This is a genomic window from Blautia difficilis (assembly GCF_014297245.1).
GTDB lineage: Bacteria > Bacillota > Clostridia > Lachnospirales > Lachnospiraceae > Blautia_A > Blautia_A difficilis.
Genome location: NZ_JACOQG010000014.1, coordinates 48495 through 74120 on the forward strand (window position 1 = coordinate 48495; position 25626 = coordinate 74120).

Here is a 25626-nt window from a genome sequence, read left to right on the forward strand (position 1 = left end):
TGTCTTTGTTATTAGAAAAAAGATTATGTTAAGGCAAAAAGAAAATAATCAGTATACGGAAATTTAGATGTACTGGAAAGAGTAAAACCTAACAGTTTGATTAGGATTCGGAAATAACCTTTTACTGAATTAAACAGAGAATATCTGTTTGACAAATAAGTATTTAGCTATTAAGTACTTGACAGATACAACAGTATTCTGTATTATGAATGTACCAATACAACTAATACACTAAATACACACATAAAATAAAACAACACATCATGAAACACGTAACAGAAAGGAGGAATCACCAGTGATTGTTTTGGATTATCAGGACAGGCGTCCAATCTATGAACAGGTTACAGATAAATTTCAGATTCTAATCCTGAACGGTGTCCTGCCGCCGGGATCGCAGATGCCGTCAGTAAGGCAGCTTGCCACAGAATTGTCCGTCAATCCCAACACGATCCAGCGTGCATATATGGAGCTGGAGAAACTGGGACTGATCTATCCTGTAAAAGGCAGAGGAAATTTCGTAGCAGACAGCTCTCAGGTACAGAAGATAAACAGAGAGAGCTACCGAAAAGAATTCACAGCACTGATACAGAAAGGCAGAAACACAGGATTCAACAGAGAGGAACTGGAGAAAATGCTTGCGGAAATCTTTGAAAAGGAGGACGAATCATGATAGAGATCAGAAACTGCAGTAAAGCTTTCGGAGAGATCCATGCCATTGACCATGTATTAATGGAAATCGGTGAACGCCAGATTTTCGGACTGGTAGGGACCAACGGTGCAGGAAAGAGCACGCTGCTTCGAATGGCTGCCGGAGTGATAAAGCCGGACGAAGGAGAAATCCTGGTGGATCAGGAACCGGTCTATGAGAATGAAAAGATAAAACAGCAGATATTTTACATTTCAGACGGTGGATATTTTCCACAGGGATATACGGCAGCAGATCTGAAAGATTTCTACAGAGAATATTATCCGGACTTTATGACTGACCGTTACAGTAAATTAATGGACCAGTTTCATCTGGATGAGAAACGCAGGATCAGTTCCTACAGCAAGGGAATGAAGAAACAGCTTCTGGTCATTATGGGAATCAGTGCAGGGACAAAATATCTGTTATGCGATGAAACGTTCGATGGACTTGATCCGGTCATGCGTCAGGCAGTAAAGAGTCTGTTTGTGTCTGAAATCATGAATCGGGATTTTACCCCGGTGATCGCATCTCATAATATGAGAGAACTGGAGGACGTGTGTGACCATGTAGGATTCCTGCACAAAGGAGGAATTCTTTTATCCAGAGAACTGGAAGACATGAAATTCCATATCCATAAGATCCAGTGTGTACTGCCGGATCAGACAAAAGAAGAAGCACTTTTGAAAGAATTGGACGTTTTAAAGAAAGAACATCAGGGATCACTTCTGATACTTACTGCAAGAGGGACCAGAGAAGAAATACTTCAGAAAGTACAGACACAGAATCCAATATTCTGCGAAGTGATTCCATTGACACTGGAGGAGATATTTATCAGCGAAACGGAGGTGGCAGGCTATGAAGTCAAAAACATTTTCTGGTAGATCATTAAGAAGCAGCTTAAAAGGCAGTACCTGGATTCTGGTGCTGTTGTTACTGGGGTTTATGGTTGCATTTCCGGTAGCAGAACTGATGCTGATCGGAAATCAGACGGATGAAATCCACAGGATGACTTTTGTCATGATCTGTTCCTATCTGATAGTTCCAGGCTTTTTGGTTACAATGCTTGCGGCCGTTGTAAATGCCCTGAATGAATTCTGGTATCTTTTTTCCAGAGATAAGATTGATTTTTATCACAGTCTTCCGGTAACAAGAAGCAGGTTCTTTTGGGAAAAAGCAATCAGAGGTCTGGTGCTGTATCTGGTTCCATATGTGATCATGGAACTGATCACAATGGCGATCGCAGTCAGCAAAGGACATGGTAGTCATCTGATCACGGCAGCGGGGAAAATGTTTCTGGAACATTTGCTTATGTATCTGCTGCTGTATTTCGGAGCAGTGTTGGCACTGGCAATTGCGGGAAATATTCTGGCAGGTATTCTGTCATTATGCTGTGTTTACCTTTACGGACCGGTACTGGGCATTCTTTTATGGGTGCTGGAAATGATGTATTTCAGAACGAATATGGGACTTAAAGAGGGAATGGCAGAAAAGATATCTGTTTTTCTTTCACCTGTATCTATTTCCGTGGCATTGCGGACTTATTCAGGACAAAAGAATTTCTGGATCATTATAGTGGGCGGGATACTGCTTCTGATTGTTCTGGCAGTATGTGCATATCTGGCATATACAAAGCGTCCAGCTGAGAAAACAGGAAAATCTTTTGTTTACGGATTTCTGGAACCAATCCTTTTGTTTATGGTCGTAATCCCTGCTGCTCTGGCAATTGGAACGATGTTTGCGCTGATCGGACCGGAAGAGAACAGGACTGGCTGGTGGATATTCGGGCTTGTGCTGGGGACAGTTGTATTTTATGGAATTTTGCAGGTTATTTTTGCAATGGATTTCCGTAAAATGGCAGCACATAAGCTGCAGCTTCTGCTTTTGGGAATATGTGTAGCTGTCAGTGCCTGGATATTACACACAGATGCCATCGGATATGATACAAGAATTCCGACAATGGCAAAAACTGAGGGAATCAGTCTGAATCTGGAGTGGATAGGAACTGAGAGTGTGAATGAACCGCAGATGGAAGTGAGTTCTGGTTCATATAAACTGGACAGACTCTTTTATTTTATGGGCGGAAATTATGGCAGATGGACAGATGCAGGAATGTCAGATAAAATCTATGAAGTGTTAAAAGAAATTGCGTCTTATCAGAACAGTAAGGAGTGCAGCGGAACAGAAATAGGAGTTCAGTTTAAAAAGAAGAGCGGTTTCGATATTACCAGACAATATATAGTGACAGCGGAGCAGCTTGGCAGACTGCTGGAAGCATGCTATGAGCAGGGAACATTAAAAGATAATAAATATGATATTATGGAAAAGTACAGACAGAAAGTGTCTTTTATAACAGTAGATCCTTTAAATGAATTAGATGATCAGTACTCTGTAACATTGGAAAAATCTGACAGTCAGAAGCTGCTGGATCTGCTGAAACAGGATATAGCAGAAGCCTCACCGCAGGAACTTATAGGAATCCCGTGTGGACAGATGGAGCTTTACGCTACTTCCTATGCAGATATGGATGAGCATATTGCACCGGAATCCTATGCAGAAGTAGGAAGATATATTTTCCCGACATTTAAGCGGACACTTGTTTTCCTGAAAGAAAAAGGTTATGCTTTTGTTATGGAAAAAGAAAATCTGAAACAGTACGATTATTCAGTGACATATAATGCAGAAGAAATGGATGTCACAGATCCTGAACAGAAAGAAGAATTAGCCCAGAGCCTGATCCGTGAATTGGAGTGTCCGGCATGGCTGGAAACGGAGGCGGGTGTGAGTGTGAAAGTGGCTCTGAACATTACAGAGTCTGCCGGAGAATCGCTAAACGGAATAGAGTTTGCTGTACTGAAAGCGAAAGAGCCGGAATTTATAAAGAAAATAGTAGAAACTGGCGAGGAAGAAGAATGAAGAAAGCAGTTCGTCTGGACAAGTTCCTGGCAGATGCAGGAGCAGGGACCAGAAGTGAGGTAAAAAAATATATTCAAAAGGGAAAAGTCCAGGTCAATGGTGTGCCTGTAAAGAAACCGGAGATCAAGGTCAGTGAAGAGGATGAGATAATTCTGGATGGAAACAGAATTTCCAAGGCATCGGAATTTGTCTATTATCTTCTGCACAAACCTGCAGGTTATATCAGTGCAACAGAGGATAAGCGTGACAGAACAGTGATGGAACTGGTGCCATCAGACAGGAAAGATATGTTTCCGGTAGGGAGACTGGATAAAGATACAGAGGGCCTGCTTCTGATCACAGATGACGGAGCGCTGGCACATGAACTTCTTTCTCCGAAGAAACATGTAGACAAAACTTACTATGCTGTCACAGATGGGTGCATGACAAAAGAAGATGTACAGAGATTTGCTGAGGGCCTGGAGATCGGAGAAAAAAAACCGACTATGCCTGCAAAACTGGAAATCCTCAGTACCAGAAAAGTGGAAGAGACAGAACTGGAGCAGTATCCGTCGGGATGGTCTTCAGAGATTCAGCTTACGATCAAAGAAGGCAAATTCCATCAGGTCAAGCGAATGACAGAAACAGTAGGAAAGAAAGTGATCTATCTGAAACGAATTTCCATGGGAGTATTAACATTGCCGGATGACCTGAAAAAAGGCGAATGCCGTCAGCTGACTGATGAAGAAGAAAAAAAACTGAAAGACAGCATTGGCAGATCTTGAAAAACCTGTAAAAATAATAAAAAATTTGCAAAAAACCCTCTTTACATGGAGGGTTTTTGTATGCTATACTACAGAAGTTGCGAGTCATGCGCATCTATTGCGTGTGCAAAAATATACACGTTCGGAGATTCCCGCGGATGGTGCCCTGCGGTGTGAGGCTGGGTCCCCAGGAAAAAGAACCGGGCGGAAGAAATTAACCAAAAAAGGAGAACAAACATGAGCGTTATTTCAATGAAACAGCTTTTAGAAGCAGGCGTACATTTCGGACATCAGACAAGAAGATGGAACCCTAAAATGGCTCCATACATCTACACAGAGAGAAACGGTATCTACATCATCGACTTACAGCAGTCTGTAGGTATGGTTGACGATGCTTACAATGCAATCGCTGATATCGTAGCAGACGGTGGAAGCATCTTATTCGTAGGAACAAAGAAACAGGCTCAGGATGCTATCAAAACAGAAGCAGAGCGTTGCGGACAGTTCTATGTAAACGAGAGATGGTTAGGTGGTATGCTTACAAACTTCAAAACTATCCAGAGCCGTATTGCAAGACTGAAACAGATCGAAGCTATGGAAGCTGATGGAACATTTGACGTTCTTCCTAAGAAAGAAGTTATTGAGCTGAAAAAAGAACTTGCCAAATTACAGAAAAACATCGGTGGTATCAAAGAAATGAAGAGACTTCCAGATGCAATCTTCATCGTAGATCCTAAGAAAGAAAGAATCTGCGTACAGGAAGCTCATACATTAGGAATCCCGCTTATCGGTATCTGCGATACTAACTGCGATCCAGAAGAACTGGATTATGTAATCCCAGGTAACGATGATGCAATCCGTGCAGTAAAATTAATCGTTTCCAAAATGGCAGACGCTGTTATCGAAGCAAAACAGGGTACTGCAGATGTAGACGGTGAAATCGAAGCTGAATCTGAAGAGTTCGCAGCTACAGAAGAATAATTTTTTTGAACCAGCACAGGAAAGCCGACAGGCTTTCCTGTCATTGAAAAAGGAAAAGCCCCTCCGGGCGATTTACGAATATTATTCAGGAGGAAAATGAAATGGCTATCACAGCAGCACAGGTAAAAGAATTAAGAGAAATGACCGGCGCCGGAATGATGGATTGTAAGAAAGCTCTTACAGCTACAGAAGGTGATATGGATAAAGCAGTAGAATTCCTTCGCGAAAAAGGTCTTGCTACAGCACAGAAGAAAGCAAGCCGTGTAGCAGCAGAAGGTCTTTGCAAAACTTTAGTTTCCGAAGACGGAAAGAAAGCAGTTGTTGTAGAAGTTAACGCTGAGACAGACTTCGTAGCTAAGAATGAAAAGTTCCAGAACTACGTTGCAGATGTAGCAGCTCAGGCTATGAACACAACAGCAGCAGATATCGATGCTTTCCTTGCAGAAGCATGGGCACTTGATACAACTAAGACTGTTAAAGAAGCTCTTGCAGCTCAGATCGCAGTTATCGGTGAGAACATGAACATCAGAAGATTTGCTCAGGTTACAGAAGAGAACGGTTTCGTTGCTTCCTACACACATATGGGCGGTAAGATCGGTGTTCTTGTAGACGTTGAAACAGACGTAGTTAACGATGCTGTTAAAGAAATGGCTAAGAACGTAGCAATGCAGATTGCAGCTTTGAAACCACAGTACACAAGCGACAGCGAAGTAAGCGCAGAGTACATTGAGCATGAGAAAGAAATTCTTATGGCTCAGATCCAGAACGATCCGAAAGAATCCCAGAAACCGGCTAAGGTTATCGAAGGAATGATTACAGGACGTATCAAAAAAGAGCTTAAAGAAATCTGCCTTCTTGACCAGACATACGTTAAAGCTGAAGATGGAAAACAGTCTGTAGCTAAATACGTAGAGCAGGTTGCTAAAGAAAACGGCGCTAAGATCACTGTCAAAGGTTTCGTACGTTACGAGACAGGTGATGGTATCGAAAAGAAAGAAGAAAACTTTGCAGAAGAAGTTGCAAAGCAGATGGGTAAATAATCTGTAAAGATTAATTTTCTATTAAATTTAAGTATTTATAGGCCCTGAGAGTCTTATAAACACTACGTTTGAGAAGTGATTATAAGATTTTCAGGGCTTTTTTCTATTTTTTTCTAAAAAGTCTAAATCATCTTCAGGCATTTTTATTGTATCATTGTATATGTGCAAATTGTATTTTTTAAGTTACAAAATTCTGAGATAATTTTATGAGAACCAATTCTCTTCCCGGTGCATCTAATTAGTGTAAAAGTAAAAAAGTAAACACGTGTAGTAATCCGGCTGGACAAAAGGAGAAGACAAAGTTATGACAAAAGATGTATTTATTAAGGAGGTTCGGGATGCAGAGGCCATGCTGTATCATATATCAAAGTCCATTCTGAAGAATGATTCTGATTGTGGGGATGCTGTGCAGGAAACAATTCTTAAGGCATATGAGAAGCTTCCCACTTTAAAGAAAGAAAAGTATTTTCGAACATGGATCACAAGGATATTGCTCAACGAATGCAAAGGGATTCTTCGGAAAAGAAAAAATGTTATTCCATATGAAGAATATATGGACAATATGAGGCTGACTGAGGAGGACAGATACAGTCATCTGTATATGGCGCTTATGGAACTTCCGGAGGATTTGAGGATTTTGGTAACATTGTATTATTTAGAAGGATTCTCACAGAAAGAGATCAGTGGGGCTCTGGATATTCCGGAAGGAACGATTAAAAGCAGACTTTCCCGTGCGAGAGAATTTTTGAAAGCACAGTTATCTGATGAAGAAGAGAAAAAACCGATGACTGGTAAAAACAGCAAACTATCAAAGAGAATAACAGGAAAGGGGAAAATGTCATGTTAGAGAACAAATGGAATAATATAGCACCGGAAGTACCACAGGATTTTCATAATAAATTTGAAGATACACTAAAACAGATTGAACAGGCGGATTCAGTTGATAAAAAATACAAAAGAAAAAAAATCAGTGGCCGATTATTGATTGCAGCAGCAGTAATTTGTACTGGTATGGCTGTTACTGTGGCTGCAAAAGAGTTCTTTAAATGGAATGATTACCTGGTGAAAAGACTGGAGCCATCGGAGGAACAGCAGGAGACACTGCAGGAATCAACTTATATTCAGAATATAGACCAGTCTGTAACACAAAATGGTGTGACGGTTACCCTGACAGATTCTATTCAGGATCAGGGATTCCTGTATGCTTTTTTTGAAGTGAAAACAGAGGACAGTATTTCTATGACTGATCATACTTCTTTTGAGGAGATGACACATTTTAAGATCGATGGAAAAGAAGTATATGCAGTGGACGATAACAGATTTGGAAGTTTCAATACTGGGGTAGGACAGGATGTGTTGCTAAAAACAGATCAAAATTCTGCACATCTTAAACATTTTAACGCCTGTATATCTTATGACAGTGATTATGATCTGAGTAATAAAACAGTAGAAATCACATTAAAGAATCTTACGGAGGAAGGAGATTATGATACGACTGTTATTACAGATGGAACATGGGATTTTAAATGGACTCTGGGTGCAGTAAAGCCTCCGACAACTCTGGAAGTGAACCGGAAATGTGATTTTGGAGGTTATGAAATCACAGTGAAAAAAATGGAAGTAACGCCCCTTTTATGGTCATTATATCTTGATTATGATGAAGCTATGAAGGTGTATGAAGATGAGAAAAACAAGTTTGAGTATGCAGGTACGGACTATGGCATGGATCTTTATGCCAGAACTAGTATTGACCAGGTGCGTTATAAAGATGGAACGGTTTTAACACTTGATATGACCATGGGAGGCATCGCTGGCGGTGGAGAAAAACAGGATAAGGAAAAAGGTGTCATGATCATCAGAAACAGCTTCCCGCAACTGGTTGATGTAGATAACCTGCAGGCGGTACATTTTGGGAACATTGACCAGTGGCTTGAAGTGCGGGAATAAAGGTTTTTTCGGTGATACAGAAAAATCCTCCCATAATTAGATAATGAAAAAATACAAAAAGAACCGATACAAGGTCTTTGCAAGACTGATATCGGCTCTTTTTGGCTAAATCTGCCAACTGTAAAATTTTGTTTATATATTAACGCATCCTGTTTATGTACAGGAAACGGATTCTAGCGTATACTGAAATTATTGATTACAAGGTCTGCATAAACTGCAAATACAGATTCCGGGTTATATCCGGAAGCCATATTTTGCACTTACCGGTAAAATCTGTAATAGTTGGCATAAAAGTTCATTACATATTCGATATAAGCTTTAAATCTTTTCATTGTCTGTTCCTCCTCTTTACGGGGAACATGCACTGGGGCTTTTGAAAAACCAGCTCCGTTATACCAGGGAGGAAAATATTTCCTGTGTGGGAGGCGGCATTTATCCCAACATGCTTTGTGCGCATCCACCGTTCCAGATCGATGGGAATTTTGGCTTTGCAGCTGCAGTTGCAGAGATGCTTATCCAGAGCAGGAAAGGGCATATCCTGTTGCTTCCGGCACTTCCGGATGAATGGAAGGACGGAAATGTCCGGGGAATGAAGGCACAGGGTGACATCACAGTTGAGTTTGAATGGAGAGAGGGCAGGATACACAGGGTTCGCCTCTGTTCTTCCCATGAGCAGAAAGTAACGCTGGAATGCAATGGAATTTCGAAAACAGTATTTTTAAAACCTGATGGGACAGAGGATATGATTTTTGATTGATCTGTCCTGAGGGGCTGGAATCATTGGCAGCCGTATCATGTAAAAATACATGGTACGGCTGTTTTTAGTACCTGGAATATTTTATAGCACCTTGACTGATAATCATGAAAAGCATGGAAGTGTTCAAACTAATCTTTTGGAGATTTTCTGAGATTGTTAAAAAAAAGTGCAACTTTTTTGGGAGTTTGCACGTCTAATAAGTAGAAGCGCATAAAGAAAGGCTTTTATACAAGATTTCCTGATGACCGGTCTGATATAGGAGAAAGGAGACGACAATGAATGAGATTTTGATACGAAAAGCAAAGAAAGGCGATAAAGATGCTTTTTGTCGGCTTATAGATGAGAATGTACAGAGTATGTACAAGGTTGCAGCAGCATATCTGAAAAATGATGAAGATGTTGCGGATGCAATACAGGATACGATTCTTTCCTGCTATGAAAATCTAAAAAGTCTGAAACAGAACAGATATTTCAAGACATGGATGATCCGAATTCTGATCAATAAGTGCAAGGACATGATACAGAAGAAAAAGCTGGTTACTTATACGGATCAGATGCCGGAAACGCCTTTTCACGAAGAAAAATATGCAGCAATGGAATGGATCCAGGCCTTAGAGCCATTGGACAGTAAATACCGCTTGGTTGTTCTTCTATACTATATGGAAGGATTTGGTATCCGGGAAATCAGTGACATTCTGGATATGAAGGAAAGCACTGTAAAATCTCGTCTTTATCGTGGCAGAAAACAGATTGCAGAGATGTATGGATATAAGGTTAAGGAGGGACGTGCCTAATGACGACTTTAAATTATAATGAGAAAGACTTCCAGAAAAAACTTCAAAAGGATATAGAAATGCCGGAAATCGTGCATGAACATATTAATCAGGCATATCGTTTGATTGAAAATAACGCTGTTTTACAGAAAAAAGCATCAAAGGATCCATATCATTGGATGAAAAGTGGAGGCAGGATAGCAGGAGGGATGGCAGCGGTACTGGCAGTAGGATTTGTATTCTGTGCAATCAATCCGGTAATGGCAAAAAATATCCCGGTTGTAGGAGGACTCTTTGAAATTTTACAGGATAATGTGAGTTTCTTTGGTGACTTTTCAGATCATGCAACAACTTTGGAAGCTGTTGATGGAACGAAGACAGATAGCAGTGAAACAGACGGAGCCAAGACAGATCATGCCAATAATGATGCTATTTACACTAAGACAGCAGATGGGCTGACAATTACATGTTCTGAGGTATATGCAAACAGCCAGGCAATTTATGTGACTATGCAGTTTAAAAGTGATAAACCGTTCCCAGAAACAGAAACTGGGGCGGAAAGTGGAACACCAGTCATTGATCTGGATATGACAGGGGGTGTGGACTTTAATTCAGAGGCTAGCCCGGTAATTGACGGTCAAGTGGAAGGAAAATTTCTGGATGATAACACCTATGCATGTATTTTCCGTTATGATTTGGCTGAAGCCGCAAAAGATTATACGGAATATAATGAGAAATACAATGAAATGACACAGCGGGTAATGGATGAGATGGGAATAACTCAGGCGGACTTAGATGATCAGACGGATGAAGGTTATGCGCTGCTGGAAGAGTTTATCAATAAATTGTCTGAACGTGGTGGAGAATATCAGAAGTACATTAAAGATATTGATATTCCAGATACCTTTAACCTGCATCTGGATATTACGAAGGTAAGAGGACTGGAAGCAAACTATCAGTGGTCAGAAGAGGATGAGAAAAAATATGGAAGGGATGCTGGCTACTACAAATATGAAGGTGACTGGAGCTTCGATATCCCGGTTACGGTAGATGATTCCCAGACAGAAGTATTGGAACTCAATGATACAAACGATGCAGGTATTGGACTTAAATCGGTGATTCGTACTCCATATGAATTGACGGTAAATGAACTTTATAAGGAAGGTTCCAACAGTGATTGCTTTATGGTAGCTCTTGATGCCAATGGAAACACACTTCCGTACAATGAGTCTACTGGAAACTGTAATAACTTCGCAATTCAGGACAGAGATATTTCTACGGTAGACATTTATTTTCTGGATTATGTCCAGTATATGGATGAACTGAAAGGTCAGCAGAATTTTGATAATCCTACGAAAGAGGATGGACAAAAATGGAAAAAACTTCTGGAGGAGAATGCGAAGTACCATAAGACATTGCATTTTGACAATGACAATGTAAAAAACTAGTTGATGTAAAAGAAAGATGAATAAGATATGAGACAAAAAGAAGTGATGGGGCAATCAATAAGAACTTCAAAATCGGCAAGACCCGGAACAATTACTTATGTGCCGATAGACAAGTCTGAATTCAGATCTACTGTATCTTCAGACAAAAAGAAAAACAAAATTATGAAAATAGTTGTAATGCTTATAGTGACGATTTTGGTTATGAGCTGTTGTGTGTATGCAGGTATATCTTATTATTACTCATATCACTTCTTTTTGGGTACGACCATCAATGGAATTGACAGTTCAAATAAGACAGCTTATGAAGTTGAGCAGGAGATTGCAGGGAAAAAGGATAACTATGTTATTCAGGTAAGTGCAAGGATGCAGGAACCTCAGACTATCACAGGGAAAGACATTGATTATCAATATGTATCCAGCGGGGAAATCCTTCAGCTGCTGAAGACTCAGAAACCATGGGAATGGATCAGAGGTTTTTTTGAAACGAAAAATTATATGGTTCAAGAAGAGACTGTTTTCAGTCGGGAAAAGCTGGAGGAACAGGTAAGTTTATTAAATTGTGCCCAAAAAGAGAATCAGATAGCACCGGAAAATGCATATGTAAGTTTTTCTAATTCAGAATTTACTATTGTTCCAGAGACAGAAGGGAGTGAATTAAATGCCAAGGAAGCTTATCAGATGATAAGCGGAGCAATTGATAATGAGGCGGCAGATGTAGATCTGGGAAGCAATCCAAAGGCTTATAAGGAAGCAGATGTGACGAGAGATAGTTCAGAACTTCAGAATATGGTAAATATGTATAATAGCCTGGCAAAAGCAAATATCACATATACATTTGGAGATGAAACGGTAACACTTGACGGGAATACCATCAAAAACTGGCTGCAGTTTGACGAGAAAGGGCAGCTGCTTCCGGATGATGGAGCCTTCAGGCAGCATGTAGTGGATTATGTGGCACAGCTTGCAGCAGATCATGATACAGTTGGCACTGAAAGACAATTTGAGACCACAAGCGGAAGGACTGTGTATGTATATGGCTCAGCTTATGGATGGAAGATTGATCAGGACAAGGAAGTAGCACAGCTCATGCAGGAAATTCAGTCAGGAACTCAGACAACCAGGGAACCGGTATATTCTATGAGAGCAAATGCACATGGGATCAATGATCTCGGAGATACATATATAGAGGTAGATCTTACAGAGCAGTATATGTGGTATTATCAGAATGGAAATATTATTTTTCAATCAGAAATCGTATCCGGACTGCCAGGTGATCCGGATAGAAAAACACCCCCTGGAATATTCACACTGAATTCAAAGAGCAGTCCGTCTGTGCTGAGAGGTGAAATGACAGCAAATGGAACCTATTCTTATGAACAGCCGGTAACGTACTGGATGCCATTCAATGGAGGAATTGGCTTTCATGATGCAGACTGGCAGCCGTACTTTGGTGGTGACAGATATCTTACAGGTGGTTCTCATGGATGCATCAATCTTCCCCCGGAAAATGCCGGGCAGCTTTATAGTCTTATTCAGTATGATGTCCCGATAATTTGTTTTTACTAATTCTATATTCAAGATGAACAGGACAGGAGCTAAGTTGTAATGCTGTTGGCTCCTGTTCTTCATTGCCCTTTGTGTTCTGCCAGACGGCTTTAATTAATATGTTTTCAATCTGCCGGAGAGAATTATGCCGTGTATTAAAATTAGGTAATGTAATTGAAGAAAAGATATGATATCATATGGGTAACAAATTGAACTGTGTGTGGAGGTGATGACTGTGAAGAAAAAAGTGACAATAGTGTTGGTCATTATTAGTATTGTTGCTATAAGTACAATGATTATGTTTTCAACATATAAGTCTTCAGAAGCCTGTCGAAAAGCAAATGCCGCGATACAGTGGGATTGTTCTGTAACCTGTGCGGAAGAGTCAACGCCTGATTCTTATGTAATTACATATTCTGATGCAAAAATTTTATCCAAAACAGGCGTATTGACGGTTCAGAACAGAAACGATTTTGACATTATTGTGTATTTGCTCTGCGAAGGAAAACAGGAACTCGTATCTGGCAGGATTCCTGCGGGTGGCTGCTATTCTTTTCTGAACGTTACAGATAAAGAACACACGGTAGGTATTCATGCTGATGTTGGTGAAAATACGGATATAAAAGTATTTGTATATGACGGAAAAGACACCGAATCATATACAAGATAATTGATAAGACGAAGAATATTGAAAAAAATATTCGCAGATATTTTGGGATATGAAGTTCAGGAATGGATAATGGATTTAGAAGCATTAGGAATTCACTCATATGATTTGGATGATCTGGCACAAACACAGAAAACATTCCACTGCCGATAAAAAAGACAGCTTTTCCCTATATCTACACGCCATAGGTATCGAAAACCTATGGCGTTTTTTATAAAATTTTTTTCTTGAAAGCAAATGGCTGTTTTTCAAGTCTAATAATTATAAGAAGAAAAGGAGGTACTTTATGGATGCTTTAATAACAGAGGCTAAAAATGGAGATAAAGAGGCATTTGTCAGATTAATCCGGATGAATAAGCAGAGCTTGTATAAGACTGCCTGGATTTATCTTCGGGATGAGCAGGATATTGCAGATGCCCTGCAAAATACAATCCTATCCTGCTATGAAAATATACAGAGGCTGAGAGAACCGAAGTATTTTAAAACCTGGCTGATGCGGATCCTTATAAATGAGTGCAAGGACATTCTCCGCCAAAAGAACCATGCAGCAGAACTGGATGATTTTGCAGAAGGTGTACATTGTGAAGAACTGAATCTCTGTGAATGGAAACAATTGCTTTTATGCCTGGATGAAGAAAGTAGGAAAATCGTGGAACTCTATTATTTTGATGAGTTTTCAGTTAAGGAAATCAGTGCCCTTCTTGAAATGAACAGCAATACCGTATCAACCAAACTTTCCCGGGCAAGAGCAAAATTAAAAAAGGTGATCAGGAGGTGAGACTATATGAAAGAAATCAGAAGGATTTTAAAAGAAGAAACTGCAATACCGGAAAATATTGATAAAGCCATGGAAGATGTTCTGAGCGGAATTTTAAATTCCCCAGACGAGAAAACAACGGGGGCTTTAAGTAAAAAAACAAATGGAGAAAGAACGAAAAATTCAGGAAATAAGAAAAAAATAATTCGGATTCTTCTTCCGGTAGCTGTTATATTAGGAGTTAGTACAGGCGTACTTGCAACAAATATCGGACGACTGTATAAAGAACTTGAACAACAGGGGGTCGCTGAACAGGAGGCAGCTCAAATGGTTGTCACAGAACCTGAGTCAACTGCAGAAAATGTGGAAAATATTACTTCTTATCCAATAACTCCCGAGACGGTCGATTGGAATCAGGCCATGCTGACTGTTAAAGAAGCGTATTTTGATGGCGGCGGTTTAAGTTTTGTGGGAGAACCTTCCAATGAGGCAAAGAATTATATGATCACTTGCCGTGATCATGCAACGGTGAATGGAAAAGATGCACTGGCTTCTTTAAATAAAATAGAAGGAGAAGATCTTTATTATGGGCATATTACTTTGTATGATGACGCTTTGATTGAGAAAATATTAAAAGAAGATTCTGAAGTAGAACTTTCCATGACTATTCAGGCATATCCTGTTTATGACGGTAAGATTTATTATACCTGGAAAGACACTGAAGCTTACGAAAAGATTTTTAAAACTGGTTCTTTTACAGATTCAGAAGGAAGGGTTTCTTATGCACTTCCTGCGGAGGACGTTTACAGAGGATATACGCCTCAGACTCTTACGTTAACCCTTCCATTAAAGGATGAAGTAAGGGACATCATTGAAAAATATAGAAAAGAAGGGAAATTGCAGGCTGCTGACACCGGAGTAGAACCATCTTCGGGTGAGAGTACGCAGAACACAACAGATTTGGAAAGTTCGTCAAATACTACGAGTGTAAATGAAAAATATGATCCGGAGAAAACAATGTTGCAGGTAAAGGAAAACCATGTAACAGCTTCTCTGCCAGGGAAATCAGGAACCCTTACAATAGAAGCTGATATTACCGGAAATACTGATGACGTTTCAAAGGGAGTTCTGAAAAAATGCAATATATCAGAGAAAGACATCTGCTCCTGGTTTGGCGGGAAAGATGGATGGGAAAAATCTGTAACAGATGAAACAGTCTGGGAAAATAAAGAAAAAAGACTGCAGTTATTTATTTCGGATGGGATGATAGAGTGTGATGGATTAAGTGAAAAAAATCTGGGATTTTTAGGCGAGAATACGGAAGATGAGAAATTAAATATTATAAATCAACTGTTTTCCAAAGCTGATTTAGCTGGAACTTCTGTAAGAAAATCAATTAGCGACATGACGGAAGGATATGATTATTACGACATAGAAGTTCTGTTGAATGGAATACCGGCAGGTGGACTTTCTCAGTATCATTATCAGGGAAGCACAGGATTTGGTCTCAAGCCTGAAGACTGCTATTTCAAAATACCAATCCCGCTTCAGGTGAAAGAGAAAGAAACAGTTACTATGCTTCCCATGGAAGAAATTATGAAATCGGTGGAACAATATGTAAAAGAAGGAAAAATCGGATTTTTTACGGAAGAGGACACGACGGAGAAAACAGAACCAATCACGATTCCAGTTACGAAAATCCGCCTGAAATATTATATTGATGAAACTGCAGATGGAATTGTTTACAGACCTGTATGGAGTTTTTGCTGTCCCTACCAATGGAAGGATTCACCAGAAGAACAGGAATTGTTTTATATAGACGGAGAAACCGGGGCTTTGATCCGGGACGCATTTGGATGGTAGACATGAAAAACAAATTTTATGGGGAACATGACCATGGATGATGCTATAGCTTCTAAGGCAAAGCTTTCGTCATAGGCCTTGCATCTGCTTGAAGATAGTTAAGAATAGTTAAGGTACAGTTAAATGAACAGGTAAGAATTAAATGTTATTGTATAAGTACATTCTAAGAGATAACTCTTAGAAAATAATACATGAGGAGAAAAGTAAAGGAGCATTTATGAAAATAAAATGTACGTTCCATATTGCAATAGCATTCATTCTTATTCAGCTTACGGATGAATTTAGTATAGCATTTGCATATGGGATATGTGAGAAGAATCCATATGTGAGAATTCTATATGTGACATTTGCGATTTTGAGCCTGCTGACCATGATATATTTATATACGAAGTATATTATAAGAATTCAAATGCAGGATTTGTTTTTAGGAATGCCGCTTCCGAAAAAAAAGTGGTGTATAACAGCGGTATTAATGCCGGTATTAATATGCCTTTTTTATATATTTTTTACAAAGGGAACATTTGAAAAAGGAAACCTTACATATAAAGAAATCATAGATGTAGTTACAATTTCTATTTTATCATCAGGTATTAAAGCGGCAGTAACAGAAGAAATTGTCTTTCGTGGTATGATTTTAAGACTGCTTCAGAATACTTTTGGAAAGAAATGTGCAGTGCTTGTTTCAAGTTTTTTATTCGCTGTTTATCATTTTGATGGGATTGATACTTCTGATATAAAAAAAGTAATTATGATGATTATTTCTGTTGAAATTGCAGGAATTGCATTGGCACTTGTTACAGAGCAGACAGGTTCTATATGGTCTTCGGTTATGATTCATTGTCTGTATAATATTCTATCAGGAGAAAGCCAGATCTTTCATATTGATGTGGCACAGAACTTTCCTGCAATATGGATGTATACTGTAAACAGTAAAAATATGTTGCTTACAGGAATTAATGGTTCGGTAGGGTTTACAGCTTCAATTCCAACAATGGCAGGATTTACCGGGATCATATTAATGGTGATTTATGATGAAAAAAAGAAAAAAACATATGGGAAAAAGTTGTAGTAAAATTATTCTTCTGATTTTAATTCTGGCAGCATGGATAGTTGTGACAGTAAGAGCAAAAAAAACTGAAGAGGGTATTATATTGACAGACGCTTACAAAAAACAGATAATGGAAAGTGCAGAGTGGAAGAAGATATTTTTACATACAGAAAATTATCCGGATATTCTTTTAGAGGATTTAAAAAGAAATCCGGAAATGCTGGAATTTGTCGAAGGATACAATGATGTACATAAGAAGTCTTCTGAAGGACTTACATTTGAGGAACGGAAGAAAAAAGTTCCTTTATTTATTCAATGGGATAAAAGATGGGGATATGAACCTTATGGAACAAGTGATATAGGAATTTCCGGATGTGGTCCGACGTGTATGGCAATGGTAATATACAGTTTAACCAGAAATACAGAGGCAACACCACCTGTGCTTGCGCAAAAATCCATGAACGAGGGATATTATGTAGAGGGTATTGGAACATCCTGGAAATTCATGAGAGAAGCTGCTTTGGATTACGGTGTAATTGCTTCGCAATTTGATATGCTGGGAGAACAGGAAATGGCCGACAGACTTAAAGATGGAAATCTGATAATCTGTGCCATGGGTCCCGGAGATTTTACAAATTCAGGGCATTTTATTGTTATTTATGATTATTCCAGAAAGAAATTTTCTGTAAACGATCCATTCAGCTATACAAACAGTTCAAAAAAATGGGAATATACGACCCTGATTTCTCAATGTCAGCAAATATGGGTATATGCAGTTTAGAAGACGAAAGGATGAAAATGGATAATCATATTTTGGTTGTAGAAGATGATGCAGCAATTAGAGAAGGAGTGAGGATACTTCTTGAAGGTGAGGGATATATTGTTCAGGAAGCAGAGGATGGATATCAGTGTTTGAAAAAAGTATCAGATGATATTGACCTTGTTATTCTTGATATTATGATGCCGGGAATATCCGGGATAAAAACTTGTGAAGAAATTCGAAAAATCTCACATGTTCCAGTGTTGTTTCTGACAGCCAAAAGTCAGGAATCTGATAAATTACTCGGACTTATGGCAGGAGGTGATGACTATCTCGTGAAACCATTTTCGTATGCGGAACTTCTTGCCCGGGTTAAAGCGTTACTACGAAGATATCATGTATATAGTCAGACATTACAAGGTGAGAAGACAAAAGAACATTGGATTGAATATGGAAAAGTAAAAGTGAATACTCAATGTAATGAGGTATTCCGCAATGAAAAGGAAATCAGTCTCAGAGAAATGGAATACAGAATCTTATTGCTTATGATGGAAAACCCGAAAAAGGTATTCTCGGTAAAAAATCTTTATGAGAGTTTGTGGGAGGAGCCGTTCTTATATTCATCTGGAAATACTGTTATGGTGCATATCCGAAGATTACGAATGAAAATCGAAGATGATCCACAAAAGCCAAAGATGATTCAAACCGTATGGGGAAAGGGATATCGCCTTGGATAAAATTTGCGGAAATAGTTTGACAGGCAAGATAATTTGCTATCTTATGCAGGGGTTATTAGCAGGTTTATTAGTGTTAAGCGTGACATATTTCGGGGGAAAGGGGTTACTGCAACGCTTTTTCTTTCGTACAGGATATGTTTATGCTGAAGAGACAGAACGTGCAGAAGAACTTCAGGAATATGTCACACAAAATAAGTTGAGTGCATCTGATTATAAAATGTTAAAAAAATGGGGTACAGAACGAAATATTGATGACTTCACGATTTCAAGGGGAAAATGGCTGTTGTTTGATATTTCCTACAACGGAAAAATTATGTATGGCAGCAGAGAAATACCAAATCTGACATGGAGAATGTACCACAGAATTTCATTTAAGGATGGAACGGCAGATGTATATATATATGAAGGAACAGCGGATAAATATTTTAACATATTGATGGTCTTTTCTGTTGTACTTGGAGTCGCGGCGTGTATTGGAATTGTTGTATCTGGAATGTATGAGAATGTAAAATATATACAATGCCTTATGAAAGAGGTAAATATAATCAGCAGAGGAAATTTGCAGGGGAATGTAACTGTTCATGGAACAGATGAAATTGCACAGTTAGCCAGTGGACTGGAACATATGAGACAAACATTGGTGAAAAAAGAGCAGATAGAGTATGACCTGAAGAGTGCACAGGAGAAGCTGGTGTTAGGAATGTCACATGATCTGCGTACTCCTCTGACTGGTTTGATGGCATATCTTGAGATTCTAAAAAAGCAGCAAAAAGAAGGTGCGGTTACTCAGGAATATATAAATAAAGCCTTTGATCGTGTACTTCAGATCAGAGATTTGTCGGAGCAGATGTTTGAATATTTTTTTGTAAATTCACGACACCATATAGAACTGGAACCTGCAGAAGATATTATGTGTGCTTTTGGAGATTATCTTTCTGAACTGTGTGCTTTACTGGAATATGAAGGATTTAAAGTAAATACAGATCGGTTGGAGTGGAGACAGATATCTGTATGTATAAATACAGATTTTATTGGCAGAATTATGAATAATATTATTTCTAATATTGAAAAATATGGAAAACATGAAAATGAGGTATGTATACAGCTTTGTTATGGGAATGAAGAAGTAGGAATCAGTATTCAAAATAGTATTACCAGGTTTGATTCTGAGCATCAAAAAACAGGGATTGGGTTGCAGAATATTTCTATTATGATGGAGCAGATGGATGGGCGAATGGAAGTTAACGCAGACGATTTAACTTATTGTATAGTTTTGTATTTTCCAGAGAAAAAAGAGTATCATAAAATTTCAAAAGTATAGAGAAATCTGTTGGCATAGATGCCTGTTCAGGCAGACAATCATAAACAAGGTATCCGCAGAGTAGAAAATTATTTACACGCCATAGGCATTGGAAAAAACCTATGGCGCTTTTTATGCTCATTTCTGAAGGAGTACCGGAAATAAAACTGGCAAAAGTAAAAATGAAGAGTATTCATGGTACAGCTTCCATTCCTTATTTCTGCTGATATGAAGCAGTCAGAAAGGCAGGAAGACGATGTATCAATTGAAGGTATGAGAATCCTTTTGGCTGAAGACAATGAATTGAACATGGAAATTGCGGAATTCCTTCTGACAAATGCAGGAGCAGAAATTACAAAGGCTTCAAACGGTAAGGAAGCTGTTGAAGCATTTGAAAAATCAGGTGTTGGTGAGATCAATGTAATTCTGATGGATATTATGATGCCAGTTATGGATGGTCTGGAAACCACCAGAGAAATACGCACAATGAACAGAAGTGATGCATCTGCTGTTGTGATTATAGCCATGACAGCAAATGCCTTTGCAGAAGACAAGAGTAAAGCGTTGAAAGCCGGAATGGACGAATATCTTATCAAACCACTGGAGTCAGAAAAACTGATTCGTGCCTTAAGCAGATATAAATACAATTAACAATAACATAACAGTAACATTCTTATTAGTTTGATTCAGCCATAGAAACAGGGTGTGGTGCGGAATGATTATACGCAAATTTATTAAAATAAAAGATGATAAAAGAAATAAAAGGATATATAAAAAAAGAATTGACAATTGTATTCTACAGTTGTAGAATACAATTAAATTCTACAGATGTAGAAAATAAAATTCTAGGAGAATCCACGATGAAGACAAAACTTATGACACTTATGACGGTAGCAACACTTGGGATTTTTTCAGCGGCAACGGTTATGGCAGCAGGAAATAACGATTTCCATACACAGCCGCCGGCTGGATCTGAATGGGAAAAAGCAGATACTGAAGGTACCTATGCAAGCTATACGAACGGAAATGATTATGTAAATATCTATAAATATTCGCTGGAGGATGTCAAAACAGGGATTGCCAAATGCAATGACACATACGATGCCTGCTATCAGACAATTTATTCAGAGGGAAACAGCCTGTACATGGCAGTGGGATATGCAAAAGATGCAGATGACATCAGTGACGTCAGAAAATTTGTAGAATATATTTCTTATCCCGGAAATCCTTCGCTTACCAGACAGGAGAACGAAAACCAGACAGATGATTCTTCTGATGATTCTGATAAGGCAACTACAGATACTGCCAGTCAGAAGTCAGGAGGAGATTCAGATATCCTTACTACCTCCCCAATGACATTAGTTGACAGTGATGGAAATACCATTGAGATTAATTACATTCTTCACAAAGATTATTCTTGTGAATATCGTGGAGATGATGGAATGAACTATACCGATAATGGGGATGAAACTTATACCGACGAAAATGGAAATACCTACTCAGCTCTGAATGATGACACTCATCATCTGGGACATACATTGGAGCAGCATGATCTTCAGGATGCAAACGGTAATACTGTGACGGTTACGGAAACTACAAATGGTGATTATTATTTCCAGGACGAAAATGGTACAGGATTTACGGACAACGGAGACGGGACATGGAGTGATGAAAATGGCAACAGTTATACAGAAATAGACTGATAGTGGTTAGTAGCTGTAGGAATGGCAAGGGTATTTGCAAATTGTGCAAAAGCCCTTGCCATTTCCGTGAACCGTGGTAAAATAGAATTATTCCTACATTTGTAGAAAATATGTAACAGGAGGTGTGAAAAAGTGAAAAAAACTTACCAGAGACTTCCGGAATCAGAGCTGGATATTATGCTCGTTCTTTGGAATAATACTCCGCCGATGACCAGACCGGAGATTGAGAAAGTGATCAATATGAAGAAAAATCTTGCATCAACAACAATTTTGTCATTGCTGACCAGATTGGAGAACAAAAATTTCGTGGAAGTGACGAAACAGGGAAAAATGAATCTGTATACACCCTTGGTTTCGCAGTCAGATTATCAGGCACATGAAAGCCAGAGTGTTCTTGAGAAACTTTATGGGAATTCACTAAAAAAGTTTGTAACTTCACTTTATCATGGAAAGAAAATCAGCTCGGAAGAAGTCCAGGATCTCAGTGAATTTCTTAAGAACCTGGAGGACAGGGAGGAATAGCGAATTATGGAGGTTCTTGTTCTGCACATTCTGAAACTGAACATTATTGCAGCAGTAGTAATTTTACTGGTAAAAGTGCTTGCGACTCTGTTTAAAGGACGTGTATCAGCGAGATGGAAGTACTTTATCTGGCTGTTGATTACGATAAGCCTTTGTGTTCCGGTGCGCCTTCCGGCGAATCTGGCACTGGTGGATTTCAAAGTACTTAGAAGCAGTCAACAGAATACGCAAAACCCGAAGATAACGGATTACGCAGTCAGATCAGAGGAAAGTCAGAAGATAACAGAAACCGTATCATCTGCGAGTAATGACATGAAAAATCTGACAGAAATCCCGGAACAAAAGAGAACTGTCAGGTATGAATCAGATAAATGGATGGGAATTGTGGCTGTGATTTTTGCTGCCGTCTGGCTGAGCGTAGCGGTACTTAAACTGACAGGAGAATTGCTGGCATATTATTTTTCTATAAGGAATCTGGAACGGATGAGTCTGCAGGTAAGTGATACAGTGAGTATTCAGATGTACCGTGCAGCATGTCAAAAGAAGCACGTACGCAGAAGACCGGAGCTCAGGCAAAACGCAGGTCTTACCACACCGCTTCTTGCGGGACTTTTTCATACAAAATTGTATCTACCAGCAGCCGGGTATTCAGCAGAAGAAAGAAAACTTATCTTTTACCATGAACTTACACATTATTGTCATCGGGATCTCTGGTATAAGATGCTCCTTCGAATCTGTGCATCGATATACTGGTTCAATCCCTTTCTTCTTATCATGCTGAAAGAAGCGGATAAGGATATTGAGAATCTGTGTGATACAGCAGTTGTTCGCAGAGTTAATAAAAAGGAACATAAATTATATCGACAGCTGCTTCTCAGGACAGTGGCCATGGAAAATCAGATTCCATATGTGACAGCAAGTCTTAATGACAGCGAAATGGTGTTTAAAGATCGGATTCTGTATATGGTGAACATTCGGAAGCTTCGCAGAGGAATTATTCCAGGAATTCTTGTGACACTGCTGCTTGCAGGCGGTAATCTGGTATTTAATGTTTCTGCAGGGACAGATAAAGTTTCAGTAGAGACGGAGAAGTCTGGTATTGAAAAAAATGCAGATACAGAGAAAAATAATGTACCGGATTACGCACCGTTTTCTGAAATGGTAACTATGCAGAAAGCTGCTGAAACACAGGACGAAGGAGGAGTGACAGAGACTGCAGATACAGAGGATTCTGTAGATGAAGAGGAAAAAGCGGATGCGGAAACAAATGATGAACCTGCCATGGAAAACAGCGGACAGGTAAGTGAAACGACCGATGATGGAATTACCTCTGACAACAACGAGTCTGTTTCATCTTATGAAAATCTGCCAGCAGGCGTACCATATACCAGTGGATTCACTACTACTTTCGGTGTAGCATCAATTGTAGCACCGGGTGGAGGAGATGAAGAATCCAGAGTTCTTTACGATAACGGAGATGGGACCTATTCTGATGATTATGGGAGCCGATACAGTTATCAGGGAGATGGAAACTGGGCAGATGCCAATGGCAATTCATATCGTACCTGGAATGACGAAGATTATTATTCCGGAAACCAACTGGAACAGCATGAACTCCAGGGCAGTAACGGTACCGTTACTGTAAAAGAAACAACAAACGGAGATTATTACTATTGTGACGCAGATGGGGTCGGATACACAGACAATGGTGACGGCACCTGGACGGATGAGAATGGGAACATCTATACAGAATAAAAGAAAGCGTTTTTCGAAACCAAAAGGAATCGAAAAACGCTTTTTTCATATATGACATATAAAAAATGGGATCATAAACGATGACACATTATTGGCGAATATCTACCAGTCCCTTTTTCAGTATATATTCAGAGAACTCATACGAAGCTCCGTCCCCAGTCACATTCAGATACAGATTTTTGAGGTCGCTTTCATTTACGATCCAGGCCATGTTCAGCTGTACACTTTCGCCTGGTTTTATAGAGGAAATGTAGTTTCTACCATTGCCATAATTTTCAGAGACACTATAATATACCATTTCTCCAGTCTTTGCCACGCCGTCCCAGCTAATGTAGTCATAGCCATCGCCGGCCTGTTCTGTTGGAATGTAAAGCTGTACTTTTCCATTTCCCTTAGTCAGGGTCAGTAAAGCACCAAGATAAAGCATATGGTCGATTTCCTCATTTGAATGATTGGTATAGGTAACTGTAACATAGACCAGTTTCTGATTCACTTCCTCTGACTTCACAATTTCATCCAGGGAATCGATTCCGTCGCCAGATTTCACATAATTCAATGTGTTTGTAGATAGCTTTCCATCAGCATCAATGGCTTCCGCCCATTCTTGTGGTATTTTGTCCGGATCGAGAAGCTGAAGATCATCAGAAATTTGAACAGAATCTACCTTTGCAGAAATCGTTTTTTCCAGATATTCACCATTTGTGTTTTCACCAATCACATCCAGATCAAAGGTGTCACCAATTTGGTAAATAGGCAGTTTTTTCTCATTTACAGAAGTACTTATTTCATCATTATCAGCTTCTGTCTTTTCAGATATCATCTCTCCGCTCCATGTAGGCAATCCGGCGGTCTTTACCATAGTCGTGTTTCCCTCAATCACCAGATTCTCTGCAACTTTTATGGCTTCATCCTTTGGCACATCATCTCCGATGTAGATCATAAGCACACGATATAAATCCGGGCAGACAAGATAAATTCTCTGGTTAAGAGCCCCGCTTTCGGTAATGCTATTATATTTGAGATATATCCCCTGGTATTTCCCAAATGTACGCTCTTCACTATCAATAACATTCTGATCCTGTACTACCTGTCCCAGATCATTTTTATCCAACAGGACAAATGAAAAACTGAACCCGCCAGTCATGTCATGCTCAGGATATTGGAGATGGTACTCGTCAATCCAGCTCATGCCCTCCGGAACATATTTAGCAGACAGATCCACCTCTGGAACCTCATCTGGAAGCTCGGTTTTCTTTACTGCATCACCAGCATCAATTTTGACTGAAACACCATAAGAACCCTGTTTTTCCAAAAACCAGTGATACAGATTTACTCCTGCATATACTGCCGTGGAAACTGCCAGTGCACACGCAGCTGCCACTGCGGCAACTTTCGGAGCTGTCCATCGTTTTCTTCTTCGCAGATTCGACACTTTATTATCCGCCAGCTGCTTTGCCACCTCGTTTTGAATCATATTATGGATAAAATCCGGTGTTTCGGGAATATCGTTTTTCATATCTTCTAATCTCATATTGACACCTCCTGTAATTCCTGCCTTAATTTTCCACTTTTCCCCTCCAATAACGTCGTTTCTTATTCTGTTTCTATGTTCCTGTTTCCTGCATTTTCTGTAACATGTGAACAGGAACTATTCTTCTACTTTCATACCATATTTTTGT

The 25626-nt window shown here is 39.3% G+C and carries 24 protein-coding genes; 23 read left to right on the top strand and 1 reads right to left on the bottom strand.

Annotated features, from left to right (window positions below; genetic code table 11):
* The first annotated feature begins 295 nt into the window (after positions 1-295).
* The 23 genes from H8Z82_RS09970 (at position 296) to H8Z82_RS10080 (ending at position 23947) form a co-directional block, all read left to right on the top strand.
* Positions 296-670, top strand: coding sequence for a GntR family transcriptional regulator (locus tag H8Z82_RS09970; protein WP_019162114.1), 375 nt, complete (start codon positions 296-298; stop codon positions 668-670).
* Entirely contained in the window at positions 667-1569 is a 903-nt protein-coding gene (locus H8Z82_RS09975; RefSeq protein ID WP_055058424.1) for an ABC transporter ATP-binding protein, read from the top strand. The genes H8Z82_RS09970 and H8Z82_RS09975 overlap by 4 nt, the downstream gene beginning before the upstream one ends.
* A complete protein-coding gene (locus H8Z82_RS09980) occupies positions 1544-3601 on the top strand; it encodes a DUF6449 domain-containing protein (protein ID WP_019162112.1) in 2058 nt (685 codons plus the stop codon). Before H8Z82_RS09975 ends, H8Z82_RS09980 begins: the two co-directional genes overlap by 26 nt.
* On the top strand, positions 3598-4365 hold the full coding sequence (locus H8Z82_RS09985; protein WP_186995035.1) for a pseudouridine synthase: 768 nt from the start codon (positions 3598-3600) through the stop codon (positions 4363-4365). Before H8Z82_RS09980 ends, H8Z82_RS09985 begins: the two co-directional genes overlap by 4 nt.
* A gap of 216 nt (positions 4366-4581) precedes the next feature.
* Positions 4582-5325 (top strand): 30S ribosomal protein S2, encoded by a 744-nt coding sequence (gene rpsB / locus H8Z82_RS09990; protein WP_019162110.1) that lies wholly within the window; start codon positions 4582-4584, stop codon positions 5323-5325.
* Positions 5326-5426: 101 nt separating this feature from the next.
* On the top strand, positions 5427-6365 hold the full coding sequence (gene tsf, locus H8Z82_RS09995) for a translation elongation factor Ts (RefSeq protein ID WP_019162109.1): 939 nt from the start codon (positions 5427-5429) through the stop codon (positions 6363-6365).
* Between the two features lie 304 nt (positions 6366-6669).
* Complete coding sequence (locus H8Z82_RS10000; protein ID WP_019162108.1) at positions 6670-7212, top strand: RNA polymerase sigma factor; 543 nt, start codon at positions 6670-6672, stop codon at positions 7210-7212.
* Complete coding sequence (locus H8Z82_RS10005; RefSeq protein WP_186995036.1) at positions 7206-8312, top strand: DUF4179 domain-containing protein; 1107 nt, start codon at positions 7206-7208, stop codon at positions 8310-8312. Before H8Z82_RS10000 ends, H8Z82_RS10005 begins: the two co-directional genes overlap by 7 nt.
* 373 nt (positions 8313-8685) lie before the next feature.
* Positions 8686-9069, top strand: a complete 384-nt coding sequence (locus H8Z82_RS10010) for a glycoside hydrolase family 95-like protein (RefSeq protein ID WP_147641607.1) — start codon at positions 8686-8688, stop codon at positions 9067-9069.
* A gap of 275 nt (positions 9070-9344) precedes the next feature.
* Positions 9345-9863, top strand: a complete 519-nt coding sequence (locus H8Z82_RS10015) for an RNA polymerase sigma factor (protein ID WP_008703676.1) — start codon at positions 9345-9347, stop codon at positions 9861-9863.
* Complete coding sequence (locus tag H8Z82_RS10020) at positions 9863-11290, top strand: DUF4179 domain-containing protein (protein WP_186995037.1); 1428 nt, start codon at positions 9863-9865, stop codon at positions 11288-11290. The genes H8Z82_RS10015 and H8Z82_RS10020 overlap by 1 nt, the downstream gene beginning before the upstream one ends.
* A 27-nt stretch (positions 11291-11317) precedes the next feature.
* A complete protein-coding gene (locus tag H8Z82_RS10025; RefSeq protein WP_186995038.1) occupies positions 11318-12856 on the top strand; it encodes a L,D-transpeptidase family protein in 1539 nt (512 codons plus the stop codon).
* Between the two features lie 208 nt (positions 12857-13064).
* The gene (locus H8Z82_RS10030) at positions 13065-13505 is read left to right on the top strand and encodes a hypothetical protein (protein ID WP_186995039.1); all 441 of its coding nucleotides are present in this window, start codon (positions 13065-13067) and stop codon (positions 13503-13505) included.
* Between the two features lie 283 nt (positions 13506-13788).
* The gene (locus H8Z82_RS10035) at positions 13789-14280 is read left to right on the top strand and encodes a sigma-70 family RNA polymerase sigma factor (RefSeq protein WP_025577142.1); all 492 of its coding nucleotides are present in this window, start codon (positions 13789-13791) and stop codon (positions 14278-14280) included.
* Positions 14281-14286: 6 nt separating this feature from the next.
* Positions 14287-16122 carry a hypothetical protein gene (locus H8Z82_RS10040; protein WP_243176440.1) on the top strand — a complete coding sequence of 612 codons (1836 nt, stop codon included), beginning with the start codon at positions 14287-14289 and terminating at the stop codon, positions 16120-16122.
* Positions 16123-16339: 217 nt separating this feature from the next.
* A complete protein-coding gene (locus H8Z82_RS10045; protein WP_186995040.1) occupies positions 16340-17191 on the top strand; it encodes a CPBP family intramembrane glutamic endopeptidase in 852 nt (283 codons plus the stop codon).
* Entirely contained in the window at positions 17175-17951 is a 777-nt protein-coding gene (locus H8Z82_RS10050; protein WP_173684563.1) for a C39 family peptidase, read from the top strand. Before H8Z82_RS10045 ends, H8Z82_RS10050 begins: the two co-directional genes overlap by 17 nt.
* 11 nt (positions 17952-17962) lie before the next feature.
* Positions 17963-18667 (top strand): response regulator transcription factor, encoded by a 705-nt coding sequence (locus H8Z82_RS10055; RefSeq protein WP_008703658.1) that lies wholly within the window; start codon positions 17963-17965, stop codon positions 18665-18667.
* 70 nt (positions 18668-18737) lie between these two features.
* Positions 18738-19988 carry a HAMP domain-containing sensor histidine kinase gene (locus H8Z82_RS10060; protein WP_330607914.1) on the top strand — a complete coding sequence of 417 codons (1251 nt, stop codon included), beginning with the start codon at positions 18738-18740 and terminating at the stop codon, positions 19986-19988.
* 207 nt (positions 19989-20195) lie between these two features.
* Positions 20196-20618 (top strand): response regulator, encoded by a 423-nt coding sequence (locus H8Z82_RS10065; protein WP_243176441.1) that lies wholly within the window; start codon positions 20196-20198, stop codon positions 20616-20618.
* 209 nt (positions 20619-20827) lie between these two features.
* A complete protein-coding gene (locus H8Z82_RS10070; protein WP_186995042.1) occupies positions 20828-21670 on the top strand; it encodes a hypothetical protein in 843 nt (280 codons plus the stop codon).
* 132 nt (positions 21671-21802) lie between these two features.
* Positions 21803-22192 carry a BlaI/MecI/CopY family transcriptional regulator gene (locus H8Z82_RS10075; RefSeq protein WP_055153430.1) on the top strand — a complete coding sequence of 130 codons (390 nt, stop codon included), beginning with the start codon at positions 21803-21805 and terminating at the stop codon, positions 22190-22192.
* Between the two features lie 6 nt (positions 22193-22198).
* On the top strand, positions 22199-23947 hold the full coding sequence (locus tag H8Z82_RS10080; RefSeq protein ID WP_186995043.1) for a M56 family metallopeptidase: 1749 nt from the start codon (positions 22199-22201) through the stop codon (positions 23945-23947).
* 88 nt (positions 23948-24035) lie between these two features.
* On the opposite strand, the gene H8Z82_RS10085 is transcribed toward H8Z82_RS10080, so the two are convergent.
* Positions 24036-25478 (bottom strand): DUF4367 domain-containing protein, encoded by a 1443-nt coding sequence (locus H8Z82_RS10085; RefSeq protein ID WP_186995044.1) that lies wholly within the window; start codon positions 25476-25478, stop codon positions 24036-24038.
* Positions 25479-25626 lie beyond the last annotated feature (148 nt).

Coding starts and splice junctions, on each gene's coding strand:
- H8Z82_RS10015 (WP_008703676.1), top strand. CDS start 9,345: ATGAATGAGATTTTGATACGAAAAGCAAAGAAAGGCGATAAAGATGCT.
- H8Z82_RS10085 (WP_186995044.1), bottom strand. CDS start 25,478: ATGAGATTAGAAGATATGAAAAACGATATTCCCGAAACACCGGATTTT.
- H8Z82_RS10005 (WP_186995036.1), top strand. CDS start 7,206: ATGTTAGAGAACAAATGGAATAATATAGCACCGGAAGTACCACAGGAT.
- H8Z82_RS10035 (WP_025577142.1), top strand. CDS start 13,789: ATGGATGCTTTAATAACAGAGGCTAAAAATGGAGATAAAGAGGCATTT.
- H8Z82_RS10025 (WP_186995038.1), top strand. CDS start 11,318: ATGAGACAAAAAGAAGTGATGGGGCAATCAATAAGAACTTCAAAATCG.
- H8Z82_RS10045 (WP_186995040.1), top strand. CDS start 16,340: ATGAAAATAAAATGTACGTTCCATATTGCAATAGCATTCATTCTTATT.
- H8Z82_RS10000 (WP_019162108.1), top strand. CDS start 6,670: ATGACAAAAGATGTATTTATTAAGGAGGTTCGGGATGCAGAGGCCATG.
- H8Z82_RS10030 (WP_186995039.1), top strand. CDS start 13,065: ATGACTGTGAAGAAAAAAGTGACAATAGTGTTGGTCATTATTAGTATT.
- H8Z82_RS10080 (WP_186995043.1), top strand. CDS start 22,199: ATGGAGGTTCTTGTTCTGCACATTCTGAAACTGAACATTATTGCAGCA.
- H8Z82_RS10065 (WP_243176441.1), top strand. CDS start 20,196: ATGAAGCAGTCAGAAAGGCAGGAAGACGATGTATCAATTGAAGGTATG.
- H8Z82_RS09980 (WP_019162112.1), top strand. CDS start 1,544: ATGAAGTCAAAAACATTTTCTGGTAGATCATTAAGAAGCAGCTTAAAA.
- rpsB (WP_019162110.1), top strand. CDS start 4,582: ATGAGCGTTATTTCAATGAAACAGCTTTTAGAAGCAGGCGTACATTTC.
- H8Z82_RS09975 (WP_055058424.1), top strand. CDS start 667: ATGATAGAGATCAGAAACTGCAGTAAAGCTTTCGGAGAGATCCATGCC.
- H8Z82_RS10070 (WP_186995042.1), top strand. CDS start 20,828: ATGAAGACAAAACTTATGACACTTATGACGGTAGCAACACTTGGGATT.
- H8Z82_RS10050 (WP_173684563.1), top strand. CDS start 17,175: ATGGGAAAAAGTTGTAGTAAAATTATTCTTCTGATTTTAATTCTGGCA.
- H8Z82_RS10040 (WP_243176440.1), top strand. CDS start 14,287: ATGAAAGAAATCAGAAGGATTTTAAAAGAAGAAACTGCAATACCGGAA.
- H8Z82_RS10020 (WP_186995037.1), top strand. CDS start 9,863: ATGACGACTTTAAATTATAATGAGAAAGACTTCCAGAAAAAACTTCAA.
- H8Z82_RS10055 (WP_008703658.1), top strand. CDS start 17,963: ATGAAAATGGATAATCATATTTTGGTTGTAGAAGATGATGCAGCAATT.
- H8Z82_RS09985 (WP_186995035.1), top strand. CDS start 3,598: ATGAAGAAAGCAGTTCGTCTGGACAAGTTCCTGGCAGATGCAGGAGCA.
- tsf (WP_019162109.1), top strand. CDS start 5,427: ATGGCTATCACAGCAGCACAGGTAAAAGAATTAAGAGAAATGACCGGC.